The following is a 26,499-nucleotide window of genomic DNA, read 5'->3' on the forward strand; positions in this document are numbered from 1 at the left end:
TCACTGTCCTTCCTCGGTGAGCGGGGGCCGGCCGGTGGGGGCCAGCCGGTAGCGCTCCTTGACCACCTGCAGGTGCACCCAGCTCTCCACGGTGACCACCGCGGGTAGTCGCCGGATGCGGTCGATGAGCTCGACACCCTGGCTCATGGTGTCGGCGTGCACGGTGGCCAGGAGATCGAAACGGCCCGCGGTGGTGGCCAGGAAGCGGGTGCCCGGGTCGGCGGCGACCGCGTCGACGACCGGCTGGATCGGTCCGCGGACCTGAACGCCGACGCCGATGGCCGGGCCGGCCTGGTCGACGGCGGCGGTCGCCACCACGCCGACCTTGATGATCCGGCTGTCGAACAACCGACGGGTGCGGATCCGCACGGTGCCCGTCGACAGGCCGGAGCGCCGGCTGAGTTCGCTGAGCGACATCCGGCCGTCGTCCAGCAGCAGTTCCAGCAGCACCCGGTCGATCTCGTCGACGTCCCGCTCGGAACCCGGTGCGGGGCGCAGCACGTCGACCTCCAGGGACGAGCAGAGCAGCGTCGTCATGGCCAGGATGCCGTCGGTCGAGCGGACCCGTTCGAGGGCGTCGGCCAGTTCGCTCGGCCCCGGGGTTCGCACCTCGGCGATCAGATCGGCCGCCCCGCTGACCAGGGAAACGAACGGGGTGTCGTCGAAAGCGGCCAGCGCGGCGGCGACCTCGGCCACCGGCCGATCCACCCGGATCGAGAGATGAGCGACGGCATGCAGTCCCATCACCGACGGGTGGATCACGCTGACCGTCTGGACGGCGCCGCTGGCGAACAGGGTGTGCAGCCGCGCGGCCACCGCGGATCGCGAGATGCCCAGCGTCTGCGCCAGGGTCTGCTGCCGGGCCCGTCCGTCCGCCCGCAACGCGGCGAGCAAAGCGGTGTCGATCGCGTCCACGCCTGCCTCCCCTCACCGCCCGCCGCGGCGTGGCGATACACGATCTTTACAACCACCAGTCAGCGGTCCGACGGTGGCAGAAACGACAGGCCGGACGCAGAATGACCTGCTTTCGGTCAGCATCTGCCCATATCGGCGGTCAAATCAAGCACGAAACACGCTTGTTACCTACTGATCTGTTGTGCCGGGCGGTTGGCTCCGCCTAGCGTCTGGCCGCGAAGCCATCGCCCCCTCGGCTCCGTCGTCGCCTCCCGGAGGACCAGTCATGACGCGTTCCCGTTCCGCCCTCGCCCTGCTGGGCGCCATCACCACCTCGGCCGCGCTGGCCCTGTCGGCCTGTGGTTCCGGCGGCGGCTCGTCAGCCGCGACCACCAGCTCGCCCGCCGCGAGCGGGTCGGCCGCGTCCGGCGCGTCCGTGGCCGCCCCGGCCGGACTGCTCAAGGACGGGGAGGTCAGCTTCTGCACCGACCCCGAGTACCCGCCGATGGAGTACTACGAGAACGGAACCAGCGGCGAGATCATCGGTTTCGACTCCGACAGCGCCCGCGCCCTGGCCGCGCTGTGGGGGGCGACGCCGACCTTCCAGGTCACGGCGTTCGACGGGCTGATGCCGGCCCTGCAGTCCAAGCGGTGCGACATCCTCTGGTCGGCGCTCTACATGAGCGAGGCCCGTCTGCAGGTCGCCGACGCCACGGCCTTCTTCAACACGGGTCCCGCGCTGCTGGCACCCACCGGGTCGTCCATCACCACGCAGGACGACCTCTCCGGCAAGACCGTCGCCGTGCAGGGCGGCGGGTCGAACGAGCAGACGCTGAAGGATCTTTCGGCGACGTTCGAGGCCGCGGGCAAGCCGGGGATCACCGTGCAGCCGTACCCGAAGACCGCGGAGACCGTCGCTGCAGTGACCAACGGCAAGGCCGACGCGCTCATCGAGACCGACGTCGCGGCCGCCGACATGAAGGCCAAGTCCAACGGCCAGCTGATCATCGTGCCCGGCGTCTTCCCGGCCGACACCAAGTTCGGCGTCTTCACCGTCAAGGGGTCCGAGCTGAGCCCGGCCGTGGCCGAGGGTATCGCCACGCTCACGAAGAACGGCACCCTGGCCACCATCGCGACGAAGTACGGGCTCGACCCCGCGTCGATCCCGGCCGCCTGAGCCCCCGGGGGATCCGACCATGCAATTCGACGGTGCCATCTTCTGGAACGCGCTGACGTCCCCGGAGTACCTGCACGGCGCGCTGCTGTCCCTCGGTCTGGCCGCGGCCGCCCAGATGCTGGCCATCGCACTGGGTTTCGTCGTCGCGCTCGGTCGGATCTCCCGCCGGCGGGTGCCCCGGGCGGCGTCCGCGCTCTACGTGTGGTTCTTCCGGGCCATCCCCACCCTGCTGGTGCTGCTGCTGATCTGGAACGCCGGGCCGCAGCTGTTCCCGGCCCTGCGCGAGGACTGGTTCTCGCCCTTCCTGGCCGCCTTCATCGGTCTGGCCGTCGTCGAGGCCGCCTACATGGCCGAGATCATCCGCTCGGCGCTGCTGAGCATCGACGACGGTCAGGCCCTGGCGGCCCGGGCGCTGGGCCTGAGCCCGCTGCGGGTGCTGGCCAAGGTGCTGGTGCCGCAGGCCATCAAGGTCGCGCTGCCGCCGACCGGTAACGAGTTCATCGCGATGATCAAGTACACCAGCCTCGCCTCGGTGATCTCGCTGCGCGAGCTGCTGACCACGGCGCAGGCGGGGGTCTCGGTCACGTTCCGGTACGCCGAGTACTACGTCGCCGCGTTGGTCTACTACCTGGTGATCGTGAGCATCGTGATGGCTCTGCAGTGGTGGGTGGAACGGCGTTACCGGTGGGTGTCGGCCACCCGCCCCAAGCGTCAGTCGTCGGTGTGGTCCCGCAAACCCGGATCGGCCGCGGCCGCCCCGGAGAAGGCGACGGTGCAGGCATGACCGACACGGCCACCGCCCCACTGCTGCGGGTCGCGAACCTGCACAAGACCTACGGCGCGACCGAGGTGCTCAAGGGGGTCGACTTCACGGTCCGCCGCGGCGAGGTGAAGGCGCTGCTGGGCCCGTCGGGTTCGGGCAAGTCGACGATCCTGCGGCTGATGGCGCTGCTCGAAGCGCCGGACCAGGGCGAGATCGTCCTGGACGGTCGACGTCTCGGCGTCAACGCCACCCGGGGCCGGGTCGTCCACCTCCGGGAACGCGAACTCGCCCGGCAGCGCACCGACATCGGGATGGTGTTCCAGCGGTTCAACCTCTTCAACCACCTGGACGCCCTGCACAACGTGATGCTGGGCCTGACCCAGGTGCGGAGGGTGCCGCGGGCCCAGGCCCGGGAACGGGCGACCGAGATGCTGGCCCGGGTGGGACTGGCCGACCGGACCGGTCACTTCCCTAGCGAGCTGTCCGGTGGGCAGCAGCAGCGGGTGGCCATCGCCCGGGCGCTGGTGATGGATCCGAAGGTCATGCTGTTCGACGAGCCGACCTCGGCGCTGGATCCCGAGCTCGTCGGCGAGGTGCTCGGGGTGATGGAGCAGTTGGCGGCGGACGGCATGACCATGGTCGTCGTCACCCACGAGGTGCGCTTCGCCCGCCGGGTGGCCGACGAGGTGGCCCTGTTCGACGGCGGCCAGATCGTCGAGCAGGCCGGCCCCGACGACTTCTTCGACCGCCCCCGCCACGAGCGGACCCGGCGCTTCCTGCAGCACGTGCACTGAACATCCTCTCTCCACCAAGCCAGGAGCTGCCGCGTATGCCGTCCGCACCGCTCGCCGTCTACACCGACGTCGACGACCTCGACCCGACCCCCGGCGTGCACCTGTTGCGGGCCGCCGGGTTCCGCGTCGAGGTGCTCGAGACCCGCGACGAGGAGGAGATTCTCGCCGCGGCGCAGGACGCGCAGGCGCTGCTCGTCGGCTATGCGCCCATCCCCGCCTCGCTCATCGAGCGGCTGCCCCGGTTGCGGGTGATCGCCCTGCTGTCCCGCGGCTGGGACACCGTCGACGTCGAGGCGGCGACCCAAAGGGGCGTCTGGGTGGCCAACCTGGACGACCTGTCGTCCGACGAGGTCGCCGACCACACCTGGGTGCTGGCCGGAGCCCTGTTGCGGGACCTGCCGTTCCATCAGGCCGCGGTGCGCCGTGGCGACTGGCTGGCCCGTCGGATGCCGCCGCCCCGGCGGCTGTCCACGGTGACCGTGGGCCTGCTCGGCCTCGGCCGGATCGGCGCGAAGGTGGCGGCCCGGGCGGCCGGGCAGGTGGCCGAGGTCATCGGCCACGACCCGTGGCTGCCGGACGGGGTGGCGGTCCCGCACGTGCGCCGCGCTCCGCTGGACGAGGTGCTGGCGGCCGCGGACGTGGTCAGCCTGCATCTGCCGCTCACCGACGACACCCACCACCTGGTCGACCCCGGGTTCCTGGCCCGGATGCGTCCCGGATCCCGGCTGGTCAACACCGCCCGCGGGGGACTGGTCGACGTGGGTGCGCTGACGGCCGCGCTCGACTCCGGGCAGCTGTCCGGGGCCGCGCTCGACGTCCTGGACGTCGAGCCCCCGGCGGCCGGTCATCCGCTGCTGCAGCGCGACGACGTGCTGGTCACCCCGCACGTCGCCTACCTGTCCGACGTCACGCGCCGGACCTACGTCACCGAGCAGGCGACCAACGTCCTGGAATGGGCGCGGACCGGCCGACCGGTCTCCCCGGTCAACGACGTGACCCCCGCCACCACCGGAGGAACCCGATGAGCACCCGGACGTTCGGCGAGGCCATCATGGACCTCGTCGCCGACACCCTCGACACCGACACCGTTTTCGGCATCCCCGGGGTGCACACCATCGAGCTCTACCGGGGAGTGCACCGGCGCGGCCTGCGTTCCGTGGTGCCCCGGCACGAGCAGGGCGCGGGCTTCATGGCCGACGGCTACACCCGGGTCACCGGCAAGCCGGGCGTCTGTCTGCTCGTCACCGGCCCGGGCCTGATCAATGCGCTCACCCCGGTGGCGCAGGCCTGGCACGACTCCCAGCCCATGCTCGTGCTCGCGGCCGCCACCGCCAGCACCGACCTCGGCCGCGGCCGGGGACCGCTGCACGACGTCAACGACCAGGCGGCCATCGCCGCCCCGGTCACCTCCATCAGCGAGGTCGTCACCGACCCCGACCGGTTCGCCGAACTGCTCGGGCAGGCCGTGGCCGGGTGGGCGGCCGGGCGGCCGCGACCCGTCCACCTGGCCGTCCCCACCGACCTGCTGGCCCGGCCGACCGGGCCCATCACCCCCGCGCCGGTCACCGCCCGCCCACCGCGGCCTAAGGCCGCCGAGCTGGCCGCGGCGGCGACCCTGCTGGCCGGCGCCCGTCGGTCGGTGCTGGTGGTCGGGGGCGGCGCGGTCGACGCCGCCGCCCAGATCCGCAGCCTGGCCGAACGTCTCGACGCCCCGGTGATCACCACCGGCAACGCCAAGGGCCTGCTGCCCGAGGACCATCCGTTGTCGGTGGGCACGCTGCTGCCGTTCCCCGCCCCGCTGCGCCTGCTCGCCGACGCCGACGTCGTCCTGGCCGTCGGCACCGAGTTCAGCGAGGTCGACCGCATCTACACCGGCGCGCCGCTGGGCATCACCGGAGCGGTGGTGCGGGTCGACATCGACCCGGCCCAGCTGCACGAGCCGGTGCCCGCGCGCGTCGGTCTGGTCGGGAACGCCGCCGAGGTACTGGACGACCTGCAGCGGGCGCTCACCGGGAGCGGTGTCGCACCCGGACGGGCGGACGAGGACGGCGCCGTCCGGGCCGGCCGGGCCCGCCAGGTCGAGTTCACCGGCCAGACGGACGGCCACCGGCCGTGGCTGGCGGCCATGGCCGACGTCCGGACCCCGGACACGGTCGTCGCCCTGGACTCGACCCAGCTGGCCTACAGCGCCATCCACGTGCTCGGCGCCCAGCGCCCCCGGACCTGGCTCGCACCCTACGGTCTCGGCACCCTCGGGCCGGCGCTCCCGATGGCCGTCGGGGCTCGGGTCGGACGGCCGGACGTCCCGGTGATGGCCGTCGCCGGCGACGGCGGGTTGCTGTTCACCATCGCCGAACTGGCCACCGCCGTCGACGAGGGCGGCCCCCTGACCCTTGTCGTGTGGGACAACGCCGGTTACGGCGAGATCCGCGACTCGTTCGACCGGGCCGGGGCACCCCGGGTCGGCACCGAGACCACCGCGCACGACATCGTCGCCATCGCCCGTGGTTTCGGGGCCTTCGCCACCCGGGCCGACGATCCCGACGCCTTCCGGCGCGACCTGAAGGCCGCCGCCGACCGCCCCGGTGTGTCGGTGGTCGTCGCCACCGATCCGACCGGCTGCACCCGTCCAGGAGGACGATCGTGACCCTGCAGTCCCACCGCACCAGCGACCTCGCGCCGCCGGCGCCGCTGCTCGAGATGCCCCGGGTGCAGCACACCCCCGACGAACCGGTCGGTCCCGTCGACTCCTCCCGGGTCCCCCGATTCGCCGGCTGGGGGACCTTCGCCCGGCTCCCGCGGATGGACGAGGTCCCCACGGCGGACGTGGCCGTGCTGGGCATCCCGTTCGACTCCGGGGTCTCCTACCGGCCGGGGGCCCGGTTCGGTCCGGCGGCCATCCGGGAGGCCAGCCGCCTGCTCCGGCCCTACCATCCGGCGCTGGACACGTCGCCGTTCCGGGTGGCCCAGGTGGTCGACGGCGGTGACCTGCCCGTCAACCCGTTCGACATCGGCGCGGCCCTGGACACCGTGGACGAACACCTGAGCGGGCTCTACGCGGCCGGGGTCAGCCCGCTGGTCATCGGCGGCGACCACACCATCGCCCTGCCCGCGCTGCGGGCCGCCCACCGCGCCCACGGTCCGGTCGCGGTGCTGCACTTCGACGCGCACCTGGACACCTGGGACACCTATTTCGGGGCGGACTACACCCACGGCACCCCGTTCCGGCGGGCGTCCGAGGAGGGTCTGCTCGACCTCGACGCGCTCAGCCACGTGGGTACCCGGGGCCCGCTCTACGCGGCCGAGGATCTGACCGAGGACCGCCGGCTGGGCTTCGGCATCGTCACCTCCGCCGAGGTCGGCCGGCGCGGCGTCGACGAGGTGGTGGCGGCGCTGCGGGAGCGCATCGGTGACCGCCCGCTGTACGTCTCGATCGACATCGACGTCCTGGACCCGGCCCACGCGCCGGGCACCGGAACCCCGGAGGCCGGGGGCCTGACCAGTCGCGAGCTGCTCGAGATCCTGCGTGGACTGGACGGTCTCGACCTGGTCGGCGCCGACGTGGTGGAGGTGGCCCCGGCCTACGACCACGCCGACATCACCGCGGTCGCCGCCTGCCACGTCGCCTACGACCTGGTCACGCTGCTGGCCCGCCGCCGGGCCGTCCGGTCTCGGGTCGCCGAGCCCTCAGCCTGACGACGGCCCGTCGACCAGGTCGTCCTGGTAGCGCTCCTTGACCACCCGCAGGTGGGTCCAGGTGACGAGCCGACCGGCGCCCGGCAGGGCTCGCAGGGCGTCCAGTCGCTCGGCCAGTACCGGGAGCGACTCGGCCTGCACGGTGGCCAGCAGCGACCAGCGACCGAGGGTGGTGGCCAGGTAGGTGACCCCGGGCAGTGCGCCGACCAGGTCGGCCAGCTCGTCGGGGGCGCCGTGCGCCAGGAAGGCCACGCCGGCCTGCACCAGGCCCGCGGTCGCCGGCCGGGGCCGCACCCCGATCCGCACCACCCCGGCATCCAGCAGGCGCAGGACGCGGGCGCGCGCCGCGCCGACCGACAGGCCGACCAGTCCGGACAGCACCGAGTAGGACGACCGCCCGTCCCGTTGCAGCGCTCCGAGCAGCCGCCGGTCGACCTCGTCGATCTCGATCGACGAGCCGGGGGAGGTCGTCCGGGCCGGCGTCGGCGCGGCGGCGTCGGCGAGAATGGCCAGGTAGACGGTGGTCTCGACGTCGGCCACCGCGGGGTGGGCCGCGATGCGGGCGACGGTGTCGGCCAGCACGGCCCGGCTGCGGGCCCGCACCTCGGCGACCACCGGCACATCGCCGGCGGTGATCGACACGAAGGGCACGCCGGGGTGGTCGGCGACCGCGGAGGCCGCCGCGGCCGCGGTACCGGACGGGGCCACCCGCAGGTGCGCGTACTCGGTCAATCCGAAGACCGCCGGGTGCACGATCCCGACCACGTCGACCACCTCGGTCAGCAGCCGATGGGTCCGCTGGCGGACCACGGCCCGACTCAGTCCGGTCTCGCGGGCCAGGGCCTCGACCCCGGTCCGACCGTCCCGGGACAGCGCCGTCAGGAGGGCGTCGTCGATCGGGTCCGCCGTCGGCCTCACCCCGGTGGGCGCCGGCTGAAGTGTTTCCGTCATGTCACACCTTGCAGTAGAAGCGACGCCAGGCTGGCAGATGGGCTGACTAGTCCCTTACGCTAGCGCCAGAAAGTTCGCCTATCGTTATTTCGACAATAGATCTGTTCGCACTGTCGACCCATGGCCCGTCCCGGGACGGGCTCTTCCACCGCTCGGGGACCTCATGACACCAGTACCCGCCGTCGACCGGACCGACGGGCCGCTGACCCTGTCGACCTTCCAGTCGCTGTGGGCGATGGAGGATCTGCCGCACCGTGGTGACCAGCCGTGGTCGCTGGGGGAGCAGGTCGACCGGATCGCCGGGGCCGGCTTCGACGGTCTCGCCGTGGATCTCGGGGCCCGCCAGGCGCCCCGTGCCGACGCGATCGGCCCGTTGGCCCGGGACGCCGGGTTGCGGACCGCGGTCTTCGCCTTCCTCGACGGCGCGCCGACCGGGTCGACCTCCCTGGCGAACGCGCTGACCTACGCCGCGAGCATCGGCGCCCGGGATCTGGTGGTCTGCGGACAGGCCTTCGACCCCGACCCGGCCCGGCTGGCCGCCGTCGTGCACGACTGGTTCACCCGGGCCGCCGACGCCGGGGTGCGGCTGCAGCTGGAGACGCACCGCAACACCATGACGAACGACATCCGTGCCACGGCGAGGCTGCTGGACGCCCTCGACCCGGCGGTGACCGTCGCGGTCGACCTGTCCCACCACGTCTGCGGCTGCGAGCTGCCGGACGGGCACCACCCGGAGACCGAGGCCCTCGTCGACCGCATCCTGGATCGCGCCGGATCGCTGCAGGGGCGGATCGCCACCCGCGGTCAGGTGCAGGTGCCCCTCGACTACCCGGTGCACGCCGCCGCCGTGGACCGCTTCCGGGACTGGTGGACCCGCGGTTTCGCCGCCATCCGCCGGCGCCGGGCGGCGGGCGAGGACCTACCGGGCGACGTCATCTTCTGCTGCGAACTCGGCACCACCCCGTACGCCATCACCGGACCCGACGGCCACCAGCTGTCCGACCGGTGGGCCGAAGCACTGACCCTCCGCGACTGGGCCCTGCAGGCCTTCGCCGCGTCCGCCGCCCATCCGGCCGCCGACCCGCTGTCCGCCACCGCCGGCCGCCCCGCTCCCGTGGAGATCGCATCATGACCCTGCGCACCGGCCCGTCCGCCGTGCAACCGTCCTTCACCCCGCCGGCCGAGACGGTCACCGGGGCCGGCAATGTGGTCGTCGCCGGCCCGCTCGACGGCCGTCCGATCGGACGGTCCCTCATCCCGGCCCGTGCCTACACCGGCCAGGCCGAGTTCGACCACGAGCAACGCGCCGTCTTCGCCTCCGGGTGGGTGTGGGCGGGCTATGCCCACTGGGTGGCCCAACCCGGGGACGTCCGCCCGCTGACCGTCGGCGGCAGCCCGTTGCTGCTGGTCCGCGGGGACGACCACGTGCTGCGGGTCTTCCACAACGCCTGCCGGCACCGCGGCATGGCGTTGACCGAGGAACCGATCCAGGTCACCCAGCGCATCCAGTGCGCCTACCACTGCTGGTCGTACCACCTCGACGGCTCGCTCGCCGTGGCGCCCTACTTCAAGCGCGAGCGGCGCACCCACCCGGACCAGGACGTCCGTGACCAGCTCGGACTGCTTCCGGTGGCCAGCGCGGTCTGGGCCGGCATGGTGTTCGTCAACCTGGCCGCCGACCCGGCCGACGGCGACCCGGAGAGCGGCCTGCGGGAACTGCTGGCCCCGCTCCAGCAGCGCTGGGGCCACATCGATTTCGAGCGACTGCACCTGGCCCAGGAGCGCGACTTCGACATCGACGCCAACTGGAAGCTGGTCGTCGAGAACTTCCTGGACTTCTACCATCTGCCGTTCATCCATCCGCAGGTCGGCAGCGTCGCCGCCTCGCTGGACGTCGACGACGTCATCGTGGAACGGGACATCGTCGGCGGCTGCTACCCGCGGGGCGCCGCCGGCAAGGCCGCCAAGACCGAACAGCAGCTGCCGTGGCTCGGCGACGTGCCGGCGGCCAAGCTGGAGAGCCAGGACATCTTCTGCGTCTTCCCGAACGCGCTGCTGTTCCTGGAGGCCGACTGGTTCCAGGTCATCGGTTTCGACCCGATCGCCCCGGACCGCACCGTCGAGCACATGGCGGTCTTCGTCGACCGCGCTGCCGCCGGCGAGGACTACGGGCCGGCGCGCAAGCGGCTCTGCGAGGTCCTGTACGAGGTCAACGAGCAGGACCTGCCGATCCTGCACAAGTTGCAGACCGGCCGTCGCTCCCCGGCCGCCGACCGCACCTACCTGGTCCCGCAGTGGGATCAGGTCACCGCGTACTTCCAGGAGCGGGTCGCCGACAAGGCCGGCTACCGGTGACCGCTGCCGTGACCGACCGTCTTCCCACCACCGGCAGCACCTCCGCCGGCCCGGCCGGCGACCCGACCCGGCTGCGGGTCCGCGCCCTGCGCTGGGAGGCCGACGACGTGCTGGCCGTGACCCTGGACCACCCGGGCGGGTCGCCGCTGCCGCCGTGGCGACCCGGGGCGCACGTCGACCTGCATCTGGACGACCGGTCGGATGCCGACGCCGTGGTGCGGTCGTACTCGCTGTGCGGCCGTCCCGGCCTCGCCGAGTGGACCGTGGCCGTCCGCCTGGACCCCGCCAGCCGGGGTGGTTCCCGGCACGTCCACGAGCGGCTGCGGGTGGGACAGTCGATCACCGTCACCGGGCCCCGCCAGCTGTTCGGTCTCGACCCGGCGCCCGCGTACCTGTTCGTCGCCGGCGGGATCGGCATCACCCCGCTGCTGCCGATGATCGAGGAGGTCGTCGCCGCCGGTCGCCCCTGGCGCCTGCTGTACGCCGGCCGGTCACTGGCGGCCATGCCGTTCCGGGATCGGCTCGCCGGTCACCCCGACCGGGTGCAGGTGTTCCCGGCCCAGGAGGGTGCCCGGCTGGATCTGACCGCCGCCGTCCCGGCCGCACTGGCCGGTCTGGCCGGGGAGGCGCTGGTCTACTGCTGTGGGCCCGAGCGGATGCTGACCGACGTCGCCGCGCTGGTGCCGCCGGACCGGTTGCGCTGCGAGCGCTTCCGCCCGCGCCCGGTCGTGCCCGACGCCGACACCCCGGACGCCACCGGCGACTTCGAGGTGGAGCTGGGCGAGGGCGGCCCGGTCCTGCCGGTCCCGGCCGCCACGCCCTTGCTCGACGTCCTGCTGGCCGCCGGCCGGGACGTGCCGTGGTCCTGCCGCGAGGGCACCTGCGGCAGCTGCGAGACCGGTGTGCTGGCCGGGGTGCCCGAGCACCGGGACAGTGTGCTGACTCCGGCCGAGCAGGCGGCCGGTGACGTGCTCTTCCCCTGCGTCTCCCGAGCCCTCACCCCCCGGTTGACGTTGGACCTGTGACCGAGGCGTCCGGCTGACGGTGGCAAGATCGCCGTCATGTCTGCTGCGCCCGCCGCTCGTCCGCGCGTCCTGTCCGGAATCCAGCCCACCGCCGACTCGTTCCACGTCGGGAACTACCTGGGCGCGATCCGGCAGTGGGTGCAGTTGCAGGACACGCACGAGACCTTCTACTCGGTGGTCGATCTGCACGCCATCACCGTCGAGCAGGACCCGGCGCAGCTGCGCCGGCGGACCCGGGTGGCCGCCGCCCAGCTGCTGGCCCTGGGCATCGACCCCGAGCGGTCGACCCTGTTCGTGCAGTCGATGGTCCCCGCCCACACCCAGCTCGCGTGGGTGATGGAGTGCCTGACCGGCTTCGGCGAGGCCGGCCGGATGACCCAGTTCAAGGACAAGTCCGTCAAGGGCGGCGCGGACCGGTCCAGTGTGGGTCTGTTCACCTACCCGATCCTGCAGGCGGCCGACATCCTGGCCTACCAGGCCGACGCCGTCCCGGTCGGCGAGGACCAGCGGCAGCACCTGGAGCTGACCCGGAACCTGGCCCAGCGCTTCAACAGTCGCTACGGCCCCACGCTGCGCGTCCCCGAGCCGTACATCCTCAAGTCCACCGCCAAGATCTACGACCTCACCGAACCCACCGCCAAGATGAGCAAGTCGTCGCCCGGCGGCGCGCTCGACCTGCTGGCCCCGGTGCCGGCCATGGTCAAGAAGATCAAGTCGGCGGTCACCGACACCGGCCGGGAGATCCGGTTCGACGAGGCCGAGAAGCCGGGTGTGTCGAACCTGCTGACCCTGCTGTCGGTGTTCACCGGCAGCGACATCCCCACCCTGGAGGCCGGTTTCGAGGGTCGGGGGTACGGCGACCTGAAGAAGGAACTGGCCGAGGCGTTCGCCGCCTTCGCCACCCCGCTGCAGGCCACTGTGGCCGGCTACCTGGCCGACCCGGTCGAACTCGACCGCATCCTGCTGGCCGGTGCCGTCCGCGCCCGCGAGGTCGCCGACGAGACGGTCCGCCAGGTGTACGACAAGGTCGGTTTGTCGGTCTGACAATCGTGGTACAGGCGAACACGTAGCAGTCCGTCCGCGCGGGACGCCGTCCATCGGGTCCCCGATCCTCCGGAGGCACCAGTGGCCACTCCGACCTCGGCGCCCGTCCGGTCGAGCGACGACCAGACCGATCCCGACAAGGGGCCGGTTCCCGAGGATCCGTCGGCGGTCGGCAAGGCGGCGATGACCGGCAAGCGCATCGCCTCCCGCCCGGGGATCAAGCACATCATCGCGGCGATCGGCCGCTACAACGAGCGGCTGGGCAGCCAGTTCGCGGGAGCGATGACGTACTTCTCGTTCCTGTCGCTGGTGCCGATCCTGATGGTCGCGTTCTCCGTCGGCGGGATCGTCCTGCGCAACAATCCGGATCTGCTGCGGAAGGTCGAGCAGCAGATCACCGAAGTACTACCGGCCAGTGACTTCACCACTCAGATCGTCGGCCTCATCGACAGCGTGGTGGCCAACCCGCTCGGCGTCGGCATCATCGGTCTGCTGATCGCGCTGTACTCCGGGATCGGCTGGATGGCCAACCTGCGCAACGCCCTGCAGGCCCTGCTGCGCAAGGACTTCGACGACCAGAGCCACGTCGAGGGTTTCGTGCCGACCCTGCTCAAGGACCTGGGTGCGCTGGCCGGGCTGGCCGTGGCCATCGTGGTGTCGGTCGGTATCAGCGGTATCGCCACCCAGGGCCGGGACATCATCCGCGACCTCTTCGGGCTCGGCGACGCCGCCTGGCTGGCCCCGGTGACCACCGGGACCACCATCCTGATCGCGATGGTCGCCGACGTGGTCATCTTCTACTGGGTCTACACCATCATCCCGCGCCGCACCCTGCGGGTGGCCCGCCGCTACCGCATCCGCGGGGCGATCATCGCCGCGGTCGGCTTCGAGCTGATGAAGTTCATCGTCATCACGGCCTTCCCGACGATCGCCAGCGGTTCCAAAGCTGCTGCCATCTTCGGGCCGGTCATCGTGCTGCTGTTCTTCTTCAACCTGGTCGCCCAGCTGGTGCTGTTCACCGCGGCGTGGATCGCCACCGCGCCGGAGGCCGAGAACCAGGACGACGGCCCCGGCGACATCGAGGGTCTCGAGTACTTCGGTCGCGGGACCGATCTCAACGACGACCTGCCGCCGGGGGTGCCGGTGGCCAAGCCGGTGTCCGCGTCGACCGCGGCCACCCTGGTCGGTCTGGGGGCGGGGGCGGCGGCGGTGGTGGGCTGGAAGGCCCGGCTGTTCGGCCGTCGCTGAGCGCGTCGGCGTCCAGGCCGGCGGTCAGGACGTGGTGTCGGGCTTGTCGGTGCGCCCGGTCGGACCATCGTCGTCCGGGCCGGTCTGCTCCGCGACGGAACCGGGAGCGGTCGGCGGGGTGTCGGCCGAGTCGCCCGGGTCGGCGGACGGCGGGGTCTCGGCCGGAACGATGACCGTCGGCTGAGTACCAGTCTCCGTCGTCACCGGCGTGGATGCCGCGCCGCCCTCGGCCAGGTGCGCGTCGGCGGCGTCCGGGGTGGCGTCACCGGCGAAGGTGGCCCGCTGGTTGAGGTGCCGGCGGCGCAGCAGCAGGAGCACCCCGACCACCACCACGAGCACGGCGATCAGCAGCAGCACGAGGACCGAGGTCGACAGTCCGGTCGTGGTCGGCTGTTGGGCGGCGGCCGGGGACGGGGTCGGTTCGGCCGCGGAACTGGCGGCGGACGACTCGGTCGCCCCCGAGGCGGACGCGGGGATGGTCGGGGTGGGGGTCACCCCGCCGGTAGCCTCGGCCAGCGAGGTCACCAGCTCGCCCACGCCCGGGGTACCGGCCGGCAGGGCGAAGCCCCAGTCCAGCAGCGACGCCGCCTGCATCCACTGCCGGCGGGGCTGCTGGGTGCCGTTCATCATGGTGACGACCAGGCGCCTGCCGTTCTGGGCGGCCATCCCGACGAACGTGTTCCCGGCGTCGTCGGTGAACCCGGTCTTGCCGCCGAGACCGCCCGGGTACTGGGCGAGGATCTGGTTATCGTTGGCCGCGATGTAGCCCTCGCCGCCGTCGGCGCCCGGCACCCGGATGTCCGGCCGGGAGATGAGCTCCGGGAACGGCGGGGTGTTCATGTCGGCCCGGGCGAACAGGGCGAGGTCGTACGCGGACGTCGACTGACCGGGGCCGTCCAGCCCGGAAGGCGTGGCCGCCCGGGTGTCGAGCGCACCGAGAGCCCTGGCCGTGGCGTTCATGTCGGCGATGGTCTTGTCGTAGCCGCCGTTGGTGCGGGCCAGAGCGTTGGCCGCGTCGTTGCCGGAGATCATCACGAGGTAGGAGATGAGGTCCCGGACGGTGTACTTGCCGCCCGCCTCGATCCCCACCCGGGTGCCGTCCTGGGCGGTGTCGGCCTGGGTCCCCTCGACGACCTGGTCCAGGTTCGCCAGGTTCTTCAGCATCACCTGGGCGGTCAGCAGTTTGAGGGTGCTGGCCGGCCGGTAGCGCCCGTGCGGGTCCTTGGCGGCCAGGACCTCACCGGTGTCCAGGTCGGCGATCAGCCAGGCCCCGGCCGAGATGTCCGACGGCAGGGGCGGGGCGTCCGGTGGGAGCGCGAAACCGCAGCTGCCGAGCTGACCGCCGCCGACCGGCTGGGCCGGCACCGGGAGCGGCTCCGGGGCGGTCTGGCCGGGCGGTGAGTCCTCGGAGGTGTCGACGGCCGGCGGCGGCTTCTGCTGCTGCGGGCAGCCGTCGGTGGACGGCGTCTGCACGGTGACCGACGGTGGCGAGAACGGGTCGGTGTTCGGAGCGGCCCCGGCGATCGGCGCACCGAGCAGAGCCGGACCCACTGCCAGGCTCACCGCCGTGCCGATCACCGCGACGACGCGCACTCCGTGCGCGGCCACCCGCCGACGACGCCTGCTCGCTACCACCACTGGTTCCCCCCCGCTCGTCCGTCGCTCACCGTAGCGGAGCGCACCCGGTCAGGCGTTGAACCGGCGGTGCGCGGTGGTGGCCGGGCACCGCCGGGGACCGACGGGACTCAGCCCGCCAGGTGGGCCCACCGGGGCTCCAGTTCGGCCCACGATCCCTCCGCGGCGACCCGACCACCGAGCAGCACCACCACCCGGTCGGCCTGCACCAGGGCGGCCCGCTTGGACGTCGAGCCGACCACCGTCACCCCGCGTTCGCGCAACGCCCGCCACAACGCCAGCTCGGTGGTCACGTCCAGTGCGGACGACACGTCGTCGGCGATGAGCAGTTCGGTGCGTGGCGCCAGCGCGCGGGCCAGCGCCAGGCGTTGCAACTGCCCGCCCGACAGGCGGGTGCCCTTGTGCCCGATGACCAGGTGCAACCCGCCACCCGCCGCGGCCAGGTCGTGATCGAGCTGGGCGGTGGAGACGGCGTCGGTGGTGTTGACGGTGTGGCCGAGGGCGATGTTGTCGGCCACCGTGCCGGACAGCACCCGGGGCAGCTGGGCGACGTACCCGACCTGGTTCGGGCGCAGGAACGCTTCCGGCTCGTCGACCGGGCGGCCGTTCCAGCGCAGTGAGCCGGTGTGGTGCACGATCCCGGCCAGGGCGCGCAGCAGTGACGACTTGCCCGACCCGACCGGACCGGTCACCAGCACCAGCTCGCCGCGCTCCACCGTGAGGTCGACGTCCGCGGCACCGACGGTCCCGTTCTCGTGGACCGCGGAGAAGCCGGACAGTTCCAGCCGCCGCAACGGCTCCCGCGGGGTCACCTCCGGGGCCGGCGCCGTCCCGGCGGACAGGTCGACGCCGGGCACCGCCGCCGAGTACGCGGCCGTGCCGGCCATCGCCGCGGTCCGCCGGGTCCACACCCGGGCCGACGGGAAGTGCGACACCAGGGAGGCCGCCGTCCACGCGAACCAGCGGGCCGCGCCGAGCACCGACACCGCGACCAGGGTCGCCGCCGCGGACAACCCGCCGCCCAGGTACAGCGCCCAGGCCCCGATGGGCAGCAGGCCGCTGGCCACCGACGGTGTCGACCGGGCCCACACCTGGATGGCGATCTCCCGGCGCTGGTGGTCGCTGCGCACGGCGTCGAGCTCGGCCAGGTGGTGCAGCACGGGACCGGTCGCCCCGGCCAGCTTCACCGTGCGGGCGGCCGACAACGACGACACCAGGGCGGTGGCGAACGCGGCCCGCGCGGCCACCGTCCGGGCGGCCGCCCGTTCCAGCCGGGGGCCGAACAGGGTCGCCGCCAGCCCCGACACCAGCAGGGTGCCGAGGAAGAACGCCGCCGGGACGAACGAGCCGGACGTGAGGGTCATCGCCACGATGAGGACGACGCTGATGCCGATGTCGACCAGGTTGTCGGCCAGCATGACGACCCGCTCGGTGTCGCCGCCCTGGGCGACCACCTCGGCCGGGGTGTGCTTGCTGACCCGCCGCGGGCCGATCTGGCCGTGCACGAGCCGCAGGCTGATCCGCAGCATCTGCCGGACCCACCACTCCGGGAACCAGGCGCCCGTGTAGTACAGCGCCGGGATGGTCACGATCAGCGCGGCGGCGATGCCGAGCGCCGGCAGCCACGGGTCGCCGACCCCGTCGACGACCGCCGTCCACAGCACCGGGAGCACCGCGCCGTCCAGCCCGAAGAGGGTCATCACGGCGAACAGGCCGACCGCGGCCAGCCCGAACCTCGGATCGTTGACGGCCAGCCGCGCGATCTCCCGCATGGTGCGGGCCGGGGGAGTCGGCGGCAACGGCGGTGGGTCGGCCATCGCCGGCGCGGTGCCGACGACGCTGTCGGTCGGGTCCGGACGGGCCGGAGCCGGGGCCGCAGGGGCAGTGGTGTCCTCCTCGGTGGACCACCGGTCGTCAGCATGGTCGGAGGGGCCGGGCGGAACCGTGAGAAGTGCGCCGGACCCGGATCCGGTGGACCGGACCCCGCTGGCCACCAGCTCGGCGAAGCGCCGCGACTCCTGCAGCGGGCCGGCCTCCAGCACCGCCCCGTCCGCCATCACGACGACCTCGTCGCACCGCCGCACACTGCTGAGCCGGTGGGCGACGATGATGCCGATCCGCCCCGCCAGCAACCGGTCGGTGGCCCGCTGCACCCACCCCTCGGTCACCGGATCGAGCCGGGCGGTGGCCTCGTCGAGGATCACGATGTGCGGGTCGCGGACCAGGATGCGGGCGAAGGCGACGAGCTGCTCCTGCCCGGCGGACAGGGTGTAGCCGCCCTCGCCCAACCTCGTGTGCACGCCCTCGGGCAGCCCGGCCACCCAACCGGTCAGCCCCAGCTCGGCGATGGCCGCGTCGACCCCCGGTAGCAGCTCCGAGTCGAACAGGGCGATGTTCTCGGCCAGTGTGCCGGCCAGGATCTCGGTGCGTTGCGGGACGATCGCGATGAACCGCCGCAGTTCCTCGACGGCGATGTCGTCGATGTCGGTGCCGGCCAGCCGCACCCTGCCGCGCGGCACTTCGACCGCCCGGGTCAGCACCTTGGCCAGCGTCGACTTACCCGACCCGGTGCGGCCGATGAGCGCGTACGACCGGCCCGGGCGGAAGGTCAGGGTGACGCCGTTCAGCGCCGGCGGGCGGGTCGTGTCGGACTCGGCGTACCGGAACGTCAGGTCGGTGAGGGTGACGTCGCCGTCCCGGGGTGACACCCCGGCCGTCGGCTCCTGCGCCACGTCCCGCAGCAGTTGCACCCGGGCCCAGGCGCCGAGGGCGTTCTGCACCTCGGGGACCATGCGGGTGACCTGCTCGAGGGTGCCGCCGAAGCCCAGTGCGAGGAGCCAGATCGCGGTCAGCCGGGCGCCGTCGACGGCCCCGGTGGTCAGCGCCCACGCCCCGACCAGGACGACCAGCACGATGAGCGTGCGGGTGATCGCGCCGGCGCCCAGGGTGACTCGGGCCGAACGGCGCCAGACGATGCGGCCACGGCGCAGCACCTCGGCGGCCCGGACAGCGAACAAGCGCCGGACGTAGGGCGCGGCGAGGCTGGTGCGGACGTCGTCCTGACCGTGGACGGACTCCTCCATCACGGCGGCCAGATCCGACCAGGCCTCCTCCTCGGCGATCCGGGCCGGGCCGATCCGGCGGACCGGGTCCTTCATGGTGACGCCCAGCAGGACGCAGACCGCGACCATGCCCAGACCCGCCGGCCACCACACGAGGAACGCGGTGAGCACGCTGAAGACGGCGACGGCCAGGGACTGGGCGATGCGGACGCCACTGCCGCGCAGCTCCGATCCGACCTGGTAGACGTCGCTGTCGATGCGGTCGAGCAGCTCGCCGACCGGGGTGGTCTCCAGCGCCGGCAGCCCCTGCCCGAAGGCGACCCGGTTCAGTCCGCGCCGGACCCGGGCGGCCCAGTCGGCGGTCAACCGGGCCGCGAGCAGCCCGATCGCCACCTCGGTCAGGACGGCCGCGACCAGTGCCGCGGCCAGCACGGCGAACAGCGGCGCCGAACGGTCGACCAGCACCGGGCCGGCCAGGGCGAGCGCGGCGGCCTGACCGGCGGCCCCGACGAGCACCAGCAGGCCGATGAGACCGGTCCGGCGGGCCGAGGTGGCCCACAGGTCGTGGAGCAGACGCATGCGACTTCCTTCGGGCGCGAACAGCCGCCGGCATACTGCCGGGCGGCGTCCCCATCCTCGACGGCACGGGTGGGCCCGTCGAATCAATTACCCGTCCGGGTGGTCAGTCCGTCCCCGGGTGACCGGATACGCCCGAAGTGTCGACCAGGTCGAGCAGCGCCAGCCGGTCCACCGCGGCGAAGCCCAGCTCGGCGTAGATGTGGTTGCTGGTGGCGTTGGCCTCGTCGGCCAGCAGCATCACCGTGGCCCCATCGGTGCGCAGGTCGTCGGCCAGGGCCGCGGTGACCGCGCTGCCGTAGCCGTGACGCCGCTCGGCCGGAGGCGTGTAGACGGGGCCGATGCGGGCGACGGCCCCGCTCCGCGCCCAGCCGGCCACCGACCGGGGACGACCGTCCACCGTCCAGAGCAGGAACCCGGTGCGCGCCCGGCGCTGCTCGACCCCGGCCGCGGCTTCCGCGCGACCGGCGCCCGGGCCGGCCGTGCCCATCTCGTCGGCCGATGCCGCCATCCAGTCGACGAGTACCGGCAGGTCGGCGTTCGTCTCGCGGCGCGCCGACCCGGGCACGGCGGGCCGGCGGAGTTCGTCCAGCACGCGGACGATCTCCACCCGCACCGTCCGCGGACGGATCCCTGGGATCGCGGCGGCGTACGCGGCTGCCACGTCCGGCGGTCCGTGCACGCGCCGCCGGGCGGACGAGTCGATGGCGGCGGCGAGGGCGGCCGCGGCCGCGGGGGGCATGGGGGAGAGCAGCACCTGACGGGCACCGGTCTGCCCGGCGGCACCGACCACGGCGCCGGTGGCGTCCCGGACGGTCCACCAGCGGGCGTCGCCGGTCCCCGCCGCTTGCGTCGCGCGGGTCCCGGCCACCGTGGCCAGCACGTTCGCCGGGTACGGGTGGGCCGCCAGGAGCGGGGCGGCGGAGCGCAGGAACTCGGCCGCGTCGCTCGTCTCCGACACGCGGTGCGCGGGGTCGGGGCGGGGGCTCACCGGGACATTCTCGACCCACGGACGCCGACGGGCCGGTCGGCGGAGGTCGTGTCCTCCACCGGCCGGCCCGTCGGGAGCAGGATCAGGCCTGCTGCGGGGCACCGTTCTGCTGCGCCGCGACCTTGGCCCGCACGTCGTCCATGTCCAGGTCCTCGACCGCGGTGATGAGCTGCTCCAGCGAGGACGCGGGCAGCGCGCCCGGCTGGGAGAACACCATGATGCCGTCGCGGAAGGCCATCAGCGTGGGAATCGAGCGGATGTTCGCGGCGGCGGCCAGGGCCTGCTCGGCCTCGGTGTCGATCTTGCCGAAGGTGATGTCGGGGTGCTTGTCGGACGCGGCCTCGAACACCGGGGCGAACTGCCGGCACGGCCCGCACCACGCGGCCCAGAAGTCGACCAGGACGATGCCCTCGCCGGTCACGGTGGATTCGAAGCTCTGCTGGGTCAGGTCGACCGTCGCCATGGAAAAGTCCCCTCGGGTTCACGTCTCATCACGTCTCTGTCTTCCGGGCACAACGGTGCCCGGCCGACGGACATTCCCGTGGCGTTCCTGCCCGGTCGGACCCGGAGGTGTGGCGTCCCCGGTCGATCGGGGCGACCGCCGTTCATTCGGTCGGCGGGACACCGGACGGCCGCCCGGGAGGACCATCGGGGTGCTCGGCCGGCGGTCGTGCTTCGGCGTCGGCAATCACCGCGGGACGGCATCACCGGGCGAGGCGCGGTGTCCTGTGGGACGGGTCGACGCGTGCCGGGGGGCGACGAGAAGACCTGACCGGGCCGATGCGACGAGGAGGGACGGCATGACGACGACGCTGCCGATCGCGGCCGAGGATCAGCCGGCGAACCGGTGCATCGTCGCGGTCGTCGACGACTGCCGCCTTCTCTGTGACGCACTCACCCTGCTGTTGAACCAGTGCCCGTGGGTCGAGACGGCGATCGGTATCAGCAGCGCCGAGGGAATGGGCCGGATCGCCGACCTCCGTCCGCACGTCGTCATGTTTGCGCCGTCGAACGACGGCGCAGCGGGGGAGTGGACGCGACGGCTGGCCGCGGCCGGCTGGGCGGGCCCGACGGTGGCGTTCTCCGTGGAGGAGACCGAGACGTCCGTGCTGGCCTGTGTCGAGCTGGGGGTCGACGGCATGCTGCAACGGTCCGGCGACCTGGAGGAGCTGCGAGCCGTGGTGCAACGGGTGCTCGCCGGCCAGACGGCGTGTTCCCCCGGGCTCGGTGGGGTCCTGCTCCGGCGCCTGGGTGGCGGTGCCACGACTCGTGGTCGCGCTGAGCCGGACCCCTTGCGACACATCACTCCTCGGGAGCGGGAAGTGCTCGAGCTGCTGGAACGGGGCTGGTCCAATCAGCAGATCGCCCGTGAGCTGTGCATCGAGGTGCGCACGGTCAAGAACCACGTCCATCACCTGTTGGACAAGATGCAGGTGAGCCGGCGGGGCGAGGCGGCCGCACGCCTGCGCGCGCTCCGCGACCGTCGGACGCTCAGTCTCGTCATCTCCTGAACCGCGGCTTCGGCGCCGCCCGTCGATCGGCGGGGGACCGGGATGCCGGCGGCCGGTCCAGGTGGTCCTTTGGATCCATCCCGATACCGCGACCGTCGATGGATCGTTGATGGATCCACGGGTCGATCCGCCGTCGTCGTCATTTCCCTAACCTTTTTCCTCATTCACCACGGCATCTTTTCCGGCTCGGCCGGACGGAGGCGGCCGGAAAAGGAAGGGGGAGGCGTGCGGAAGATCGTTCTCGCCGTTGTCGGCAAACAGCAACGGCCCCAGCGCATTCGGCCGCCCCCGGTCCACGCCAGGCCGGAGAGGAATGGTCGGGGAGGAATGGTCGGGGCGTACGGAGATCAACGCGGCAGTACGAAAAGCAGGAAACCAACGGGTGGGAGTGGACATCATGACCGAAGTGGATGTGCGGTCGTCGGCGACGCCGGCGACCTGGAACGGCGAGGGCACGGGCGGACTCGACGAGGACGGCGGTGCGACATCGGGTTCGGCCTACGGCGCTGCCGGGCCGACGACTGCGGTCTCGGCGCCGGTGCCGGCGCCGGCCGAGTCCGGGGTGGTGACGAGCGCGGAGGTCGCCGGTGACGAGGTCCGCGGGGAAAGCGACACCGGCGAAGCGTCGGGTGACGTGGAGGTGTCGCCCGATGCCGAAACGTCGGTGGTGACCGCGACCGAGGGGCAGCTCAGCGCGGAGGCGGGCGAGGAGAGCGCCGTCTCCGACCTGCGCGGCATCGAGGGTTTCGTCGAGTCGACCACGTTGGCGTCGGAGTTCTCGGCGCAGGAGACCGGTCTGGCCGAGGCCGGCGCCCAGGAGTTGGGCGAGACCGCCGAGTTCCTCCCCATTCTCGCGGCCCTGGTGCCCACGCTGATCTCCAGCGTCGGCCCGGTGGTGGCCAAGGGCATTCAGGGCGCCCTCTCGCCCCGGGCCCGCGCGGTGGTCAGGAAGCTGGCCCCGCCGGTGACCGCCGCGACGGCCGGCCGGGTCCGGCCGGGCAGCCAGGGTGCGCTGCTCGCCCAGATCGCCCAACTGCTGCGGATGGCCCAGGCCCGCGGCGAGAGCGGTGCCGAGTCGGCGGCGGCCACCCCCGAGGCGCAGGCCGTCATCGCCGAGGCCGCGGCCGTGCTGGAGACGATCATCGGGACCGACGACCGGGTGCGCATCACCGACACCCGCAAGATCCCGTGGCGGCGGATCTGCGCGCTGCGCATCACCTTCCCGACCGGGGCGGTGTACCGGGGCACGGGCTTCTTCATCGGCCCTCGGGCCGTCGCGACGGCCGGCCACTGCGTCTACCTGCACGGCCAGGGCGGGTGGGCGCGCAAGGTCGAGGTCATCCCGGGCGCCAACGATTCCGACCGGCCCTTCGGATCGGCCGAGTCCGTCCAGCTGCGGTCGGTCGGGGGCTGGGTCAACCAGCGCAAGCCGGCCAGCGACTACGGCTGCGTCGTGGTGGCTCCCGGGGCCTTCAACGGGCAGAACCTGGGCAGTTTCGGCGTGGGGGCGCTGACCGCCCAGGAATTGGTGGCCAAGCCGGCCGTCCTCGCCGGTTACCCCGGCGACAAGCCGTTCGCCCAGCTGTGGGGAATGGCCCGGAAGATCAAGACCGTCGCCCCGGCGACGCTGGGCTACGACATCGACACCGTCGGCGGCCAGAGTGGGGCACCGGTCTACATCAACCGCAACGGCAACCGCACCGTCGTCGGGATCCACAACTACGGGTCCGGCAGCGGCAACTCGGCCACCCGGATCACCGCGCCGGTGGCGCAACGGCTCATCGCCTGGAGCAAGCTGTAGCCGGCTCGTACCGACGGCGGTGGGAGGCGAAGCGATGAGCGGCAACGTCTGTGGTTACGTCGTCCGGGACGGTCAGGCCGTCACCGACGCCACCGTGACGGTGGTGACCGGCCCCGGTGAGCACGTCGACCTCGCGCCGCTGACCGACCGGGACGGATGGTTCGCCCTGGACGGTCTGGCGGCGGGGCGCTGGCGGCTGGCGGCGACCGGACCGGACGGCGGGGTGGGCCGGAGTGACGTGGACGTGTTCGACGACTCGCTCAGCGAGGTCACCATCGAGCTGACCGGTGAACCACCGATCCAGCTCTGGGTCGTGGAGGAGGTCGACATCACGGTCCAGTGGTGACCCGGACGGCGACCGGAACGCGCGAAGCCGGCTCCCTGCGGGGAGCCGGCTTCGTGTCGGTGCGGTGAGGGTGCGGTGTCAGATGCGACGGAACATCAAGGCGCGCTTGACTTCCTGGATCGCCTTGGTCACCTGGATGCCGCGCGGGCAGGCCTCGGTGCAGTTGAAGGTGGTGCGGCAGCGCCACACACCCTCGGCATCGGAAAGGATCTCCAGCCGCTCCTGTCCACCGTCGTCCCGGGAGTCGAAGATGAACCGGTGCGCGTTGACGATGGCCGCGGGACCGACGTACGCGTCCTCCGACCAGTACACCGGGCACGACGTGGTGCACGCCGCGCACAGGATGCACTTGGTGGTGTCGTCGAACCGCGCGCGGTCGGTGGGGGACTGGATGTACTCGCGGGTCGGCAGGTTGCCCTCGGTGATGAGGAACGGCTTCACCGCACGGTAGGCGTCGAAGAACGGCTCCATGTCGACGACCAGGTCCTTCAGCAGCGGAAGGCCCTTGATCGGCTCGACGGTGACCTCGTTCTTCTTGTCCCCGATGAGGTCCTTGACCAGGACCTTGCAGCCCAGCCGGTTGCGGCCGTTGATCCGCATGGCGTCCGAACCGCAGACGCCGTGCGCGCACGACCGCCGGAAGGTCAGCGTCCCGTCGATGTACCACTTGATGTAGTGCAGCGTGTTGAGCAGCCGGTCACCGGGCAGCGCCGGCACCCGGTAGGACTCCATGTGCGGGGCGTCGTCCAGCTCCGGGTTGAAGCGCTGGATCTTGACGGTGAGCATGATCGCGCCATCGGGGATGGGCGGCAGCTCCCCGGGCCCGCCGGAATCGGCGGGACCGGTCGCTTCGTCGACAGTGAGAGTCATCAGTACTTGCGCTCCATCGGCTGGTAACGGGTCTGCACAACCGGCTTGTAGTCCAGGCGGATGTCGGCGGTCAGCTCCTTGCCCTGCTTGTAGGCCATGGTGTGCCGCATCCAGTTGGCGTCGTCACGGTCGGGGTAGTCCTCGCGGGCGTGGCCGCCGCGGGACTCCGTCCGGGTGAGGGCGCCGACGACCAGGACCTCGGCCAGGTCGAGCAGGAAGCCCAGCTCGACGGCCTCGAGCAGGTCGGTGTTGAACCGCTGCCCCTTGTCCTGGACGGAGATCCGGGAGTACCGCTCCTTGAGCAGCCGCACGTCGTCCAGCGCCTGCTTCAGCGTGGCCTCGGTGCGGTAGACGGCCGCGTTGACGTCCATCGAGTTCTGCAGCTCGGTGCGGATGTCCGCGACCCGCTCGCGCCCGGTGGAGGTGCGGATGCCCTCGACCATGTCGATGACCGTCTGGGCCGGGTCCTCCGGCAGCATCGGGTACTCGGCGGTGAGCGCGTACTCGGCCGCGGCGATACCGGCCCGACGCCCGAAGACGTTGATGTCGAGCAGCGAGTTGGTGCCGAGCCGGTTCGAGCCGTGCACGGACACGCAGGCGCACTCGCCGGCCGCGTACAGGCCCGGGACGACGTCGGTGTTGTTGGACAGCACCTCGGTGTTGATGTTCGTCGGGATGCCACCCATGACGTAGTGGCAGGTCGGGAACACCGGCACGGGCTCGGTGGTCGGCTCGACCCCGAGGTAGGTGCGGGAGAACTCGGTGATGTCCGGGAGCTTGGTCTCCAGGACCTCCGCGCCGAGGTGGGTGACGTCGAGCAGGACGTAGTCCTTGTTCGGGCCGGCCCCGCGGCCTTCGCGGACCTCCAGCACCATCGACCGGGCCACGATGTCGCGGGGGGCGAGGTCCTTGATGGTCGGCGCGTAACGCTCCATGAAGCGCTCGCCCTCGGCGTTGCGCAGGATGCCGCCCTCGCCGCGCACCGCCTCGGAGATGAGGATGCCGAGCCCGGCCAGGCCGGTCGGGTGGAACTGGAAGAACTCCATGTCCTCCAGCGGCAGCCCCTTGCGCAGCACGATGCCCAGACCGTCGCCGGTCAGGGTGTGCGCGTTGGAGGTGGTCTTGAAGATCTTTCCGGCGCCACCGGTGGCCAGTACGACCGACTTGGCCTGGAAGACGTGGATCTCGCCGGTGGCCAGCTCGAAGGCGATGACCCCGGAGCAGACCTCGCCCTCGTCGGTCTTGCTCATCATCAGATCGAGGACGTAGAACTCGTTGAAGAACTCGATCCCGAGCTTCACGCAGTTCTGGTACAGCGTCTGCAGGATCATGTGGCCCGTGCGGTCCGCGGCGTAACAGGCCCGGCGGACGGCCGCTTCGCCGTGGTTGCGGGTGTGCCCGCCGAAGCGGCGCTGGTCGATCCGGCCCTCGGGGGTCCGGTTGAACGGCAGCCCCATCTTCTCGAGGTCCAGGACCGCGTCGATGGCCTCCTTGCACATGATCTCGGCGGCGTCCTGGTCGACCAGGTAGTCGCCACCCTTGACCGTGTCGAAGGTGTGCCATTCCCAGTTGTCGTCCTCGACGTTGGCCAGCGCGGCGCACATGCCGCCCTGGGCCGCGCCGGTGTGTGACCGGGTGGGGTAGAGCTTGGTCAGGACGGCGGTGCGGGTGCGCTGGCCGGACTCGATGGCCGCGCGCATCCCGGCGCCGCCGGCGCCGACGATGACCACGTCATAGCGGTGGTACTGCATGGTTCAGCG

At 72.3% G+C, this 26,499-nt stretch carries 22 protein-coding genes; 14 read left to right on the forward strand and 8 right to left on the reverse strand.

Features of this window, described 5'->3' with window-relative positions; translation table 11 throughout:
* On the reverse strand, positions 1 to 915 hold the full coding sequence (locus FDO65_RS14940) for an Lrp/AsnC family transcriptional regulator (protein ID WP_137450459.1): 915 nt from the start codon (positions 913 to 915) through the stop codon (positions 1 to 3).
* 265 nt (positions 916 to 1,180) lie between these two features.
* Between FDO65_RS14940 and FDO65_RS14945 the strand changes: the two genes are divergently transcribed.
* From FDO65_RS14945 to speB, 6 genes are read left to right on the forward strand one after another with little or no spacing between them, the layout of a single operon-like run.
* Complete coding sequence (locus FDO65_RS14945; protein ID WP_137450460.1) at positions 1,181 to 2,071, forward strand: transporter substrate-binding domain-containing protein; 891 nt, start codon at positions 1,181 to 1,183, stop codon at positions 2,069 to 2,071.
* Between the two features lie 19 nt (positions 2,072 to 2,090).
* Positions 2,091 to 2,855, forward strand: coding sequence for an amino acid ABC transporter permease (locus FDO65_RS14950; protein ID WP_137450461.1), 765 nt, complete (start codon positions 2,091 to 2,093; stop codon positions 2,853 to 2,855).
* Positions 2,852 to 3,628 carry an amino acid ABC transporter ATP-binding protein gene (locus FDO65_RS14955; protein ID WP_137450462.1) on the forward strand — a complete coding sequence of 259 codons (777 nt, stop codon included), beginning with the start codon at positions 2,852 to 2,854 and terminating at the stop codon, positions 3,626 to 3,628. The genes FDO65_RS14950 and FDO65_RS14955 overlap by 4 nt, the downstream gene beginning before the upstream one ends.
* Before the next feature lie 35 nt (positions 3,629 to 3,663).
* The gene (locus FDO65_RS14960) at positions 3,664 to 4,653 is read left to right on the forward strand and encodes a C-terminal binding protein (protein WP_137450463.1); all 990 of its coding nucleotides are present in this window, start codon (positions 3,664 to 3,666) and stop codon (positions 4,651 to 4,653) included.
* Positions 4,650 to 6,275, forward strand: coding sequence for a 5-guanidino-2-oxopentanoate decarboxylase (locus FDO65_RS14965; protein ID WP_166442203.1), 1,626 nt, complete (start codon positions 4,650 to 4,652; stop codon positions 6,273 to 6,275). The genes FDO65_RS14960 and FDO65_RS14965 overlap by 4 nt, the downstream gene beginning before the upstream one ends.
* 53 nt (positions 6,276 to 6,328) lie before the next feature.
* Positions 6,329 to 7,324 carry an agmatinase gene (gene speB, locus FDO65_RS14970; protein ID WP_137450689.1) on the forward strand — a complete coding sequence of 332 codons (996 nt, stop codon included), beginning with the start codon at positions 6,329 to 6,331 and terminating at the stop codon, positions 7,322 to 7,324.
* Here speB and FDO65_RS14975 read toward each other — a convergent pair.
* Complete coding sequence (locus FDO65_RS14975; protein ID WP_137450465.1) at positions 7,316 to 8,275, reverse strand: Lrp/AsnC family transcriptional regulator; 960 nt, start codon at positions 8,273 to 8,275, stop codon at positions 7,316 to 7,318. The genes speB and FDO65_RS14975 overlap by 9 nt on opposite strands.
* Before the next feature lie 163 nt (positions 8,276 to 8,438).
* Here FDO65_RS14975 and FDO65_RS14980 point away from each other — a divergent pair, with 163 nt between their 5' ends.
* The 5 genes from FDO65_RS14980 to FDO65_RS15000 all read left to right on the forward strand — a co-directional run bounded on the left by FDO65_RS14980 (position 8,439) and on the right by FDO65_RS15000 (position 13,947).
* Positions 8,439 to 9,407 carry a sugar phosphate isomerase/epimerase family protein gene (locus FDO65_RS14980; protein WP_137450466.1) on the forward strand — a complete coding sequence of 323 codons (969 nt, stop codon included), beginning with the start codon at positions 8,439 to 8,441 and terminating at the stop codon, positions 9,405 to 9,407.
* A complete protein-coding gene (locus tag FDO65_RS14985; protein WP_137450467.1) occupies positions 9,404 to 10,630 on the forward strand; it encodes an aromatic ring-hydroxylating oxygenase subunit alpha in 1,227 nt (408 codons plus the stop codon). The genes FDO65_RS14980 and FDO65_RS14985 overlap by 4 nt, the downstream gene beginning before the upstream one ends.
* Positions 10,627 to 11,655 (forward strand): PDR/VanB family oxidoreductase, encoded by a 1,029-nt coding sequence (locus FDO65_RS14990; protein WP_205850052.1) that lies wholly within the window; start codon positions 10,627 to 10,629, stop codon positions 11,653 to 11,655. The genes FDO65_RS14985 and FDO65_RS14990 overlap by 4 nt, the downstream gene beginning before the upstream one ends.
* Before the next feature lie 36 nt (positions 11,656 to 11,691).
* Complete coding sequence (gene trpS / locus FDO65_RS14995; RefSeq protein ID WP_137450469.1) at positions 11,692 to 12,699, forward strand: tryptophan--tRNA ligase; 1,008 nt, start codon at positions 11,692 to 11,694, stop codon at positions 12,697 to 12,699.
* Positions 12,700 to 12,780: 81 nt separating this feature from the next.
* The gene (locus FDO65_RS15000; protein WP_137450470.1) at positions 12,781 to 13,947 is read left to right on the forward strand and encodes a YhjD/YihY/BrkB family envelope integrity protein; all 1,167 of its coding nucleotides are present in this window, start codon (positions 12,781 to 12,783) and stop codon (positions 13,945 to 13,947) included.
* Positions 13,948 to 13,971: 24 nt separating this feature from the next.
* Here the strand turns inward: FDO65_RS15000 and FDO65_RS15005 are convergent, their stop codons facing one another.
* The 4 genes from FDO65_RS15005 to trxA all read right to left on the reverse strand — a co-directional run bounded on the left by FDO65_RS15005 (position 13,972) and on the right by trxA (position 20,674).
* Entirely contained in the window at positions 13,972 to 15,555 is a 1,584-nt protein-coding gene (locus FDO65_RS15005) for a D-alanyl-D-alanine carboxypeptidase family protein (protein WP_205850053.1), read from the reverse strand.
* Between the two features lie 137 nt (positions 15,556 to 15,692).
* The gene (locus FDO65_RS15010; protein ID WP_137450472.1) at positions 15,693 to 19,223 is read right to left on the reverse strand and encodes an ABC transporter ATP-binding protein/permease; all 3,531 of its coding nucleotides are present in this window, start codon (positions 19,221 to 19,223) and stop codon (positions 15,693 to 15,695) included.
* A 103-nt stretch (positions 19,224 to 19,326) separates the two neighbouring features.
* Positions 19,327 to 20,211: a GNAT family N-acetyltransferase gene (locus FDO65_RS15015; protein WP_137450473.1), complete on the reverse strand. Its 885-nt coding sequence runs from the start codon at positions 20,209 to 20,211 to the stop codon at positions 19,327 to 19,329.
* An 82-nt stretch (positions 20,212 to 20,293) separates the two neighbouring features.
* Positions 20,294 to 20,674, reverse strand: a complete 381-nt coding sequence (trxA, locus tag FDO65_RS15020) for a thioredoxin (RefSeq protein ID WP_137450474.1) — start codon at positions 20,672 to 20,674, stop codon at positions 20,294 to 20,296.
* Between the two features lie 337 nt (positions 20,675 to 21,011).
* On the opposite strand from trxA, the gene FDO65_RS15025 reads away from it, so the two are divergent.
* The 3 genes from FDO65_RS15025 to FDO65_RS15035 all read left to right on the forward strand — a co-directional run bounded on the left by FDO65_RS15025 (position 21,012) and on the right by FDO65_RS15035 (position 23,869).
* The gene (locus FDO65_RS15025; protein ID WP_137450475.1) at positions 21,012 to 21,722 is read left to right on the forward strand and encodes a LuxR C-terminal-related transcriptional regulator; all 711 of its coding nucleotides are present in this window, start codon (positions 21,012 to 21,014) and stop codon (positions 21,720 to 21,722) included.
* A gap of 397 nt (positions 21,723 to 22,119) precedes the next feature.
* Positions 22,120 to 23,523, forward strand: a complete 1,404-nt coding sequence (locus FDO65_RS15030; protein WP_137450476.1) for a trypsin-like serine peptidase — start codon at positions 22,120 to 22,122, stop codon at positions 23,521 to 23,523.
* A gap of 34 nt (positions 23,524 to 23,557) precedes the next feature.
* Entirely contained in the window at positions 23,558 to 23,869 is a 312-nt protein-coding gene (locus FDO65_RS15035; RefSeq protein ID WP_137450477.1) for a hypothetical protein, read from the forward strand.
* Positions 23,870 to 23,947: 78 nt separating this feature from the next.
* Here the strand turns inward: FDO65_RS15035 and FDO65_RS15040 are convergent, their stop codons facing one another.
* Positions 23,948 to 24,739 (reverse strand): succinate dehydrogenase iron-sulfur subunit, encoded by a 792-nt coding sequence (locus FDO65_RS15040; protein ID WP_137450478.1) that lies wholly within the window; start codon positions 24,737 to 24,739, stop codon positions 23,948 to 23,950.
* Positions 24,739 to 26,490 (reverse strand): succinate dehydrogenase flavoprotein subunit, encoded by a 1,752-nt coding sequence (sdhA, locus tag FDO65_RS15045; RefSeq protein WP_137450479.1) that lies wholly within the window; start codon positions 26,488 to 26,490, stop codon positions 24,739 to 24,741. The genes FDO65_RS15040 and sdhA overlap by 1 nt, the downstream gene beginning before the upstream one ends.
* Positions 26,491 to 26,499: the final 9 nt, after the last annotated feature.

It is taken from the genome of Nakamurella flava, assembly GCF_005298075.1.
Taxonomy (GTDB): Bacteria; Actinomycetota; Actinomycetes; order Mycobacteriales; family Nakamurellaceae; genus Nakamurella; species Nakamurella flava.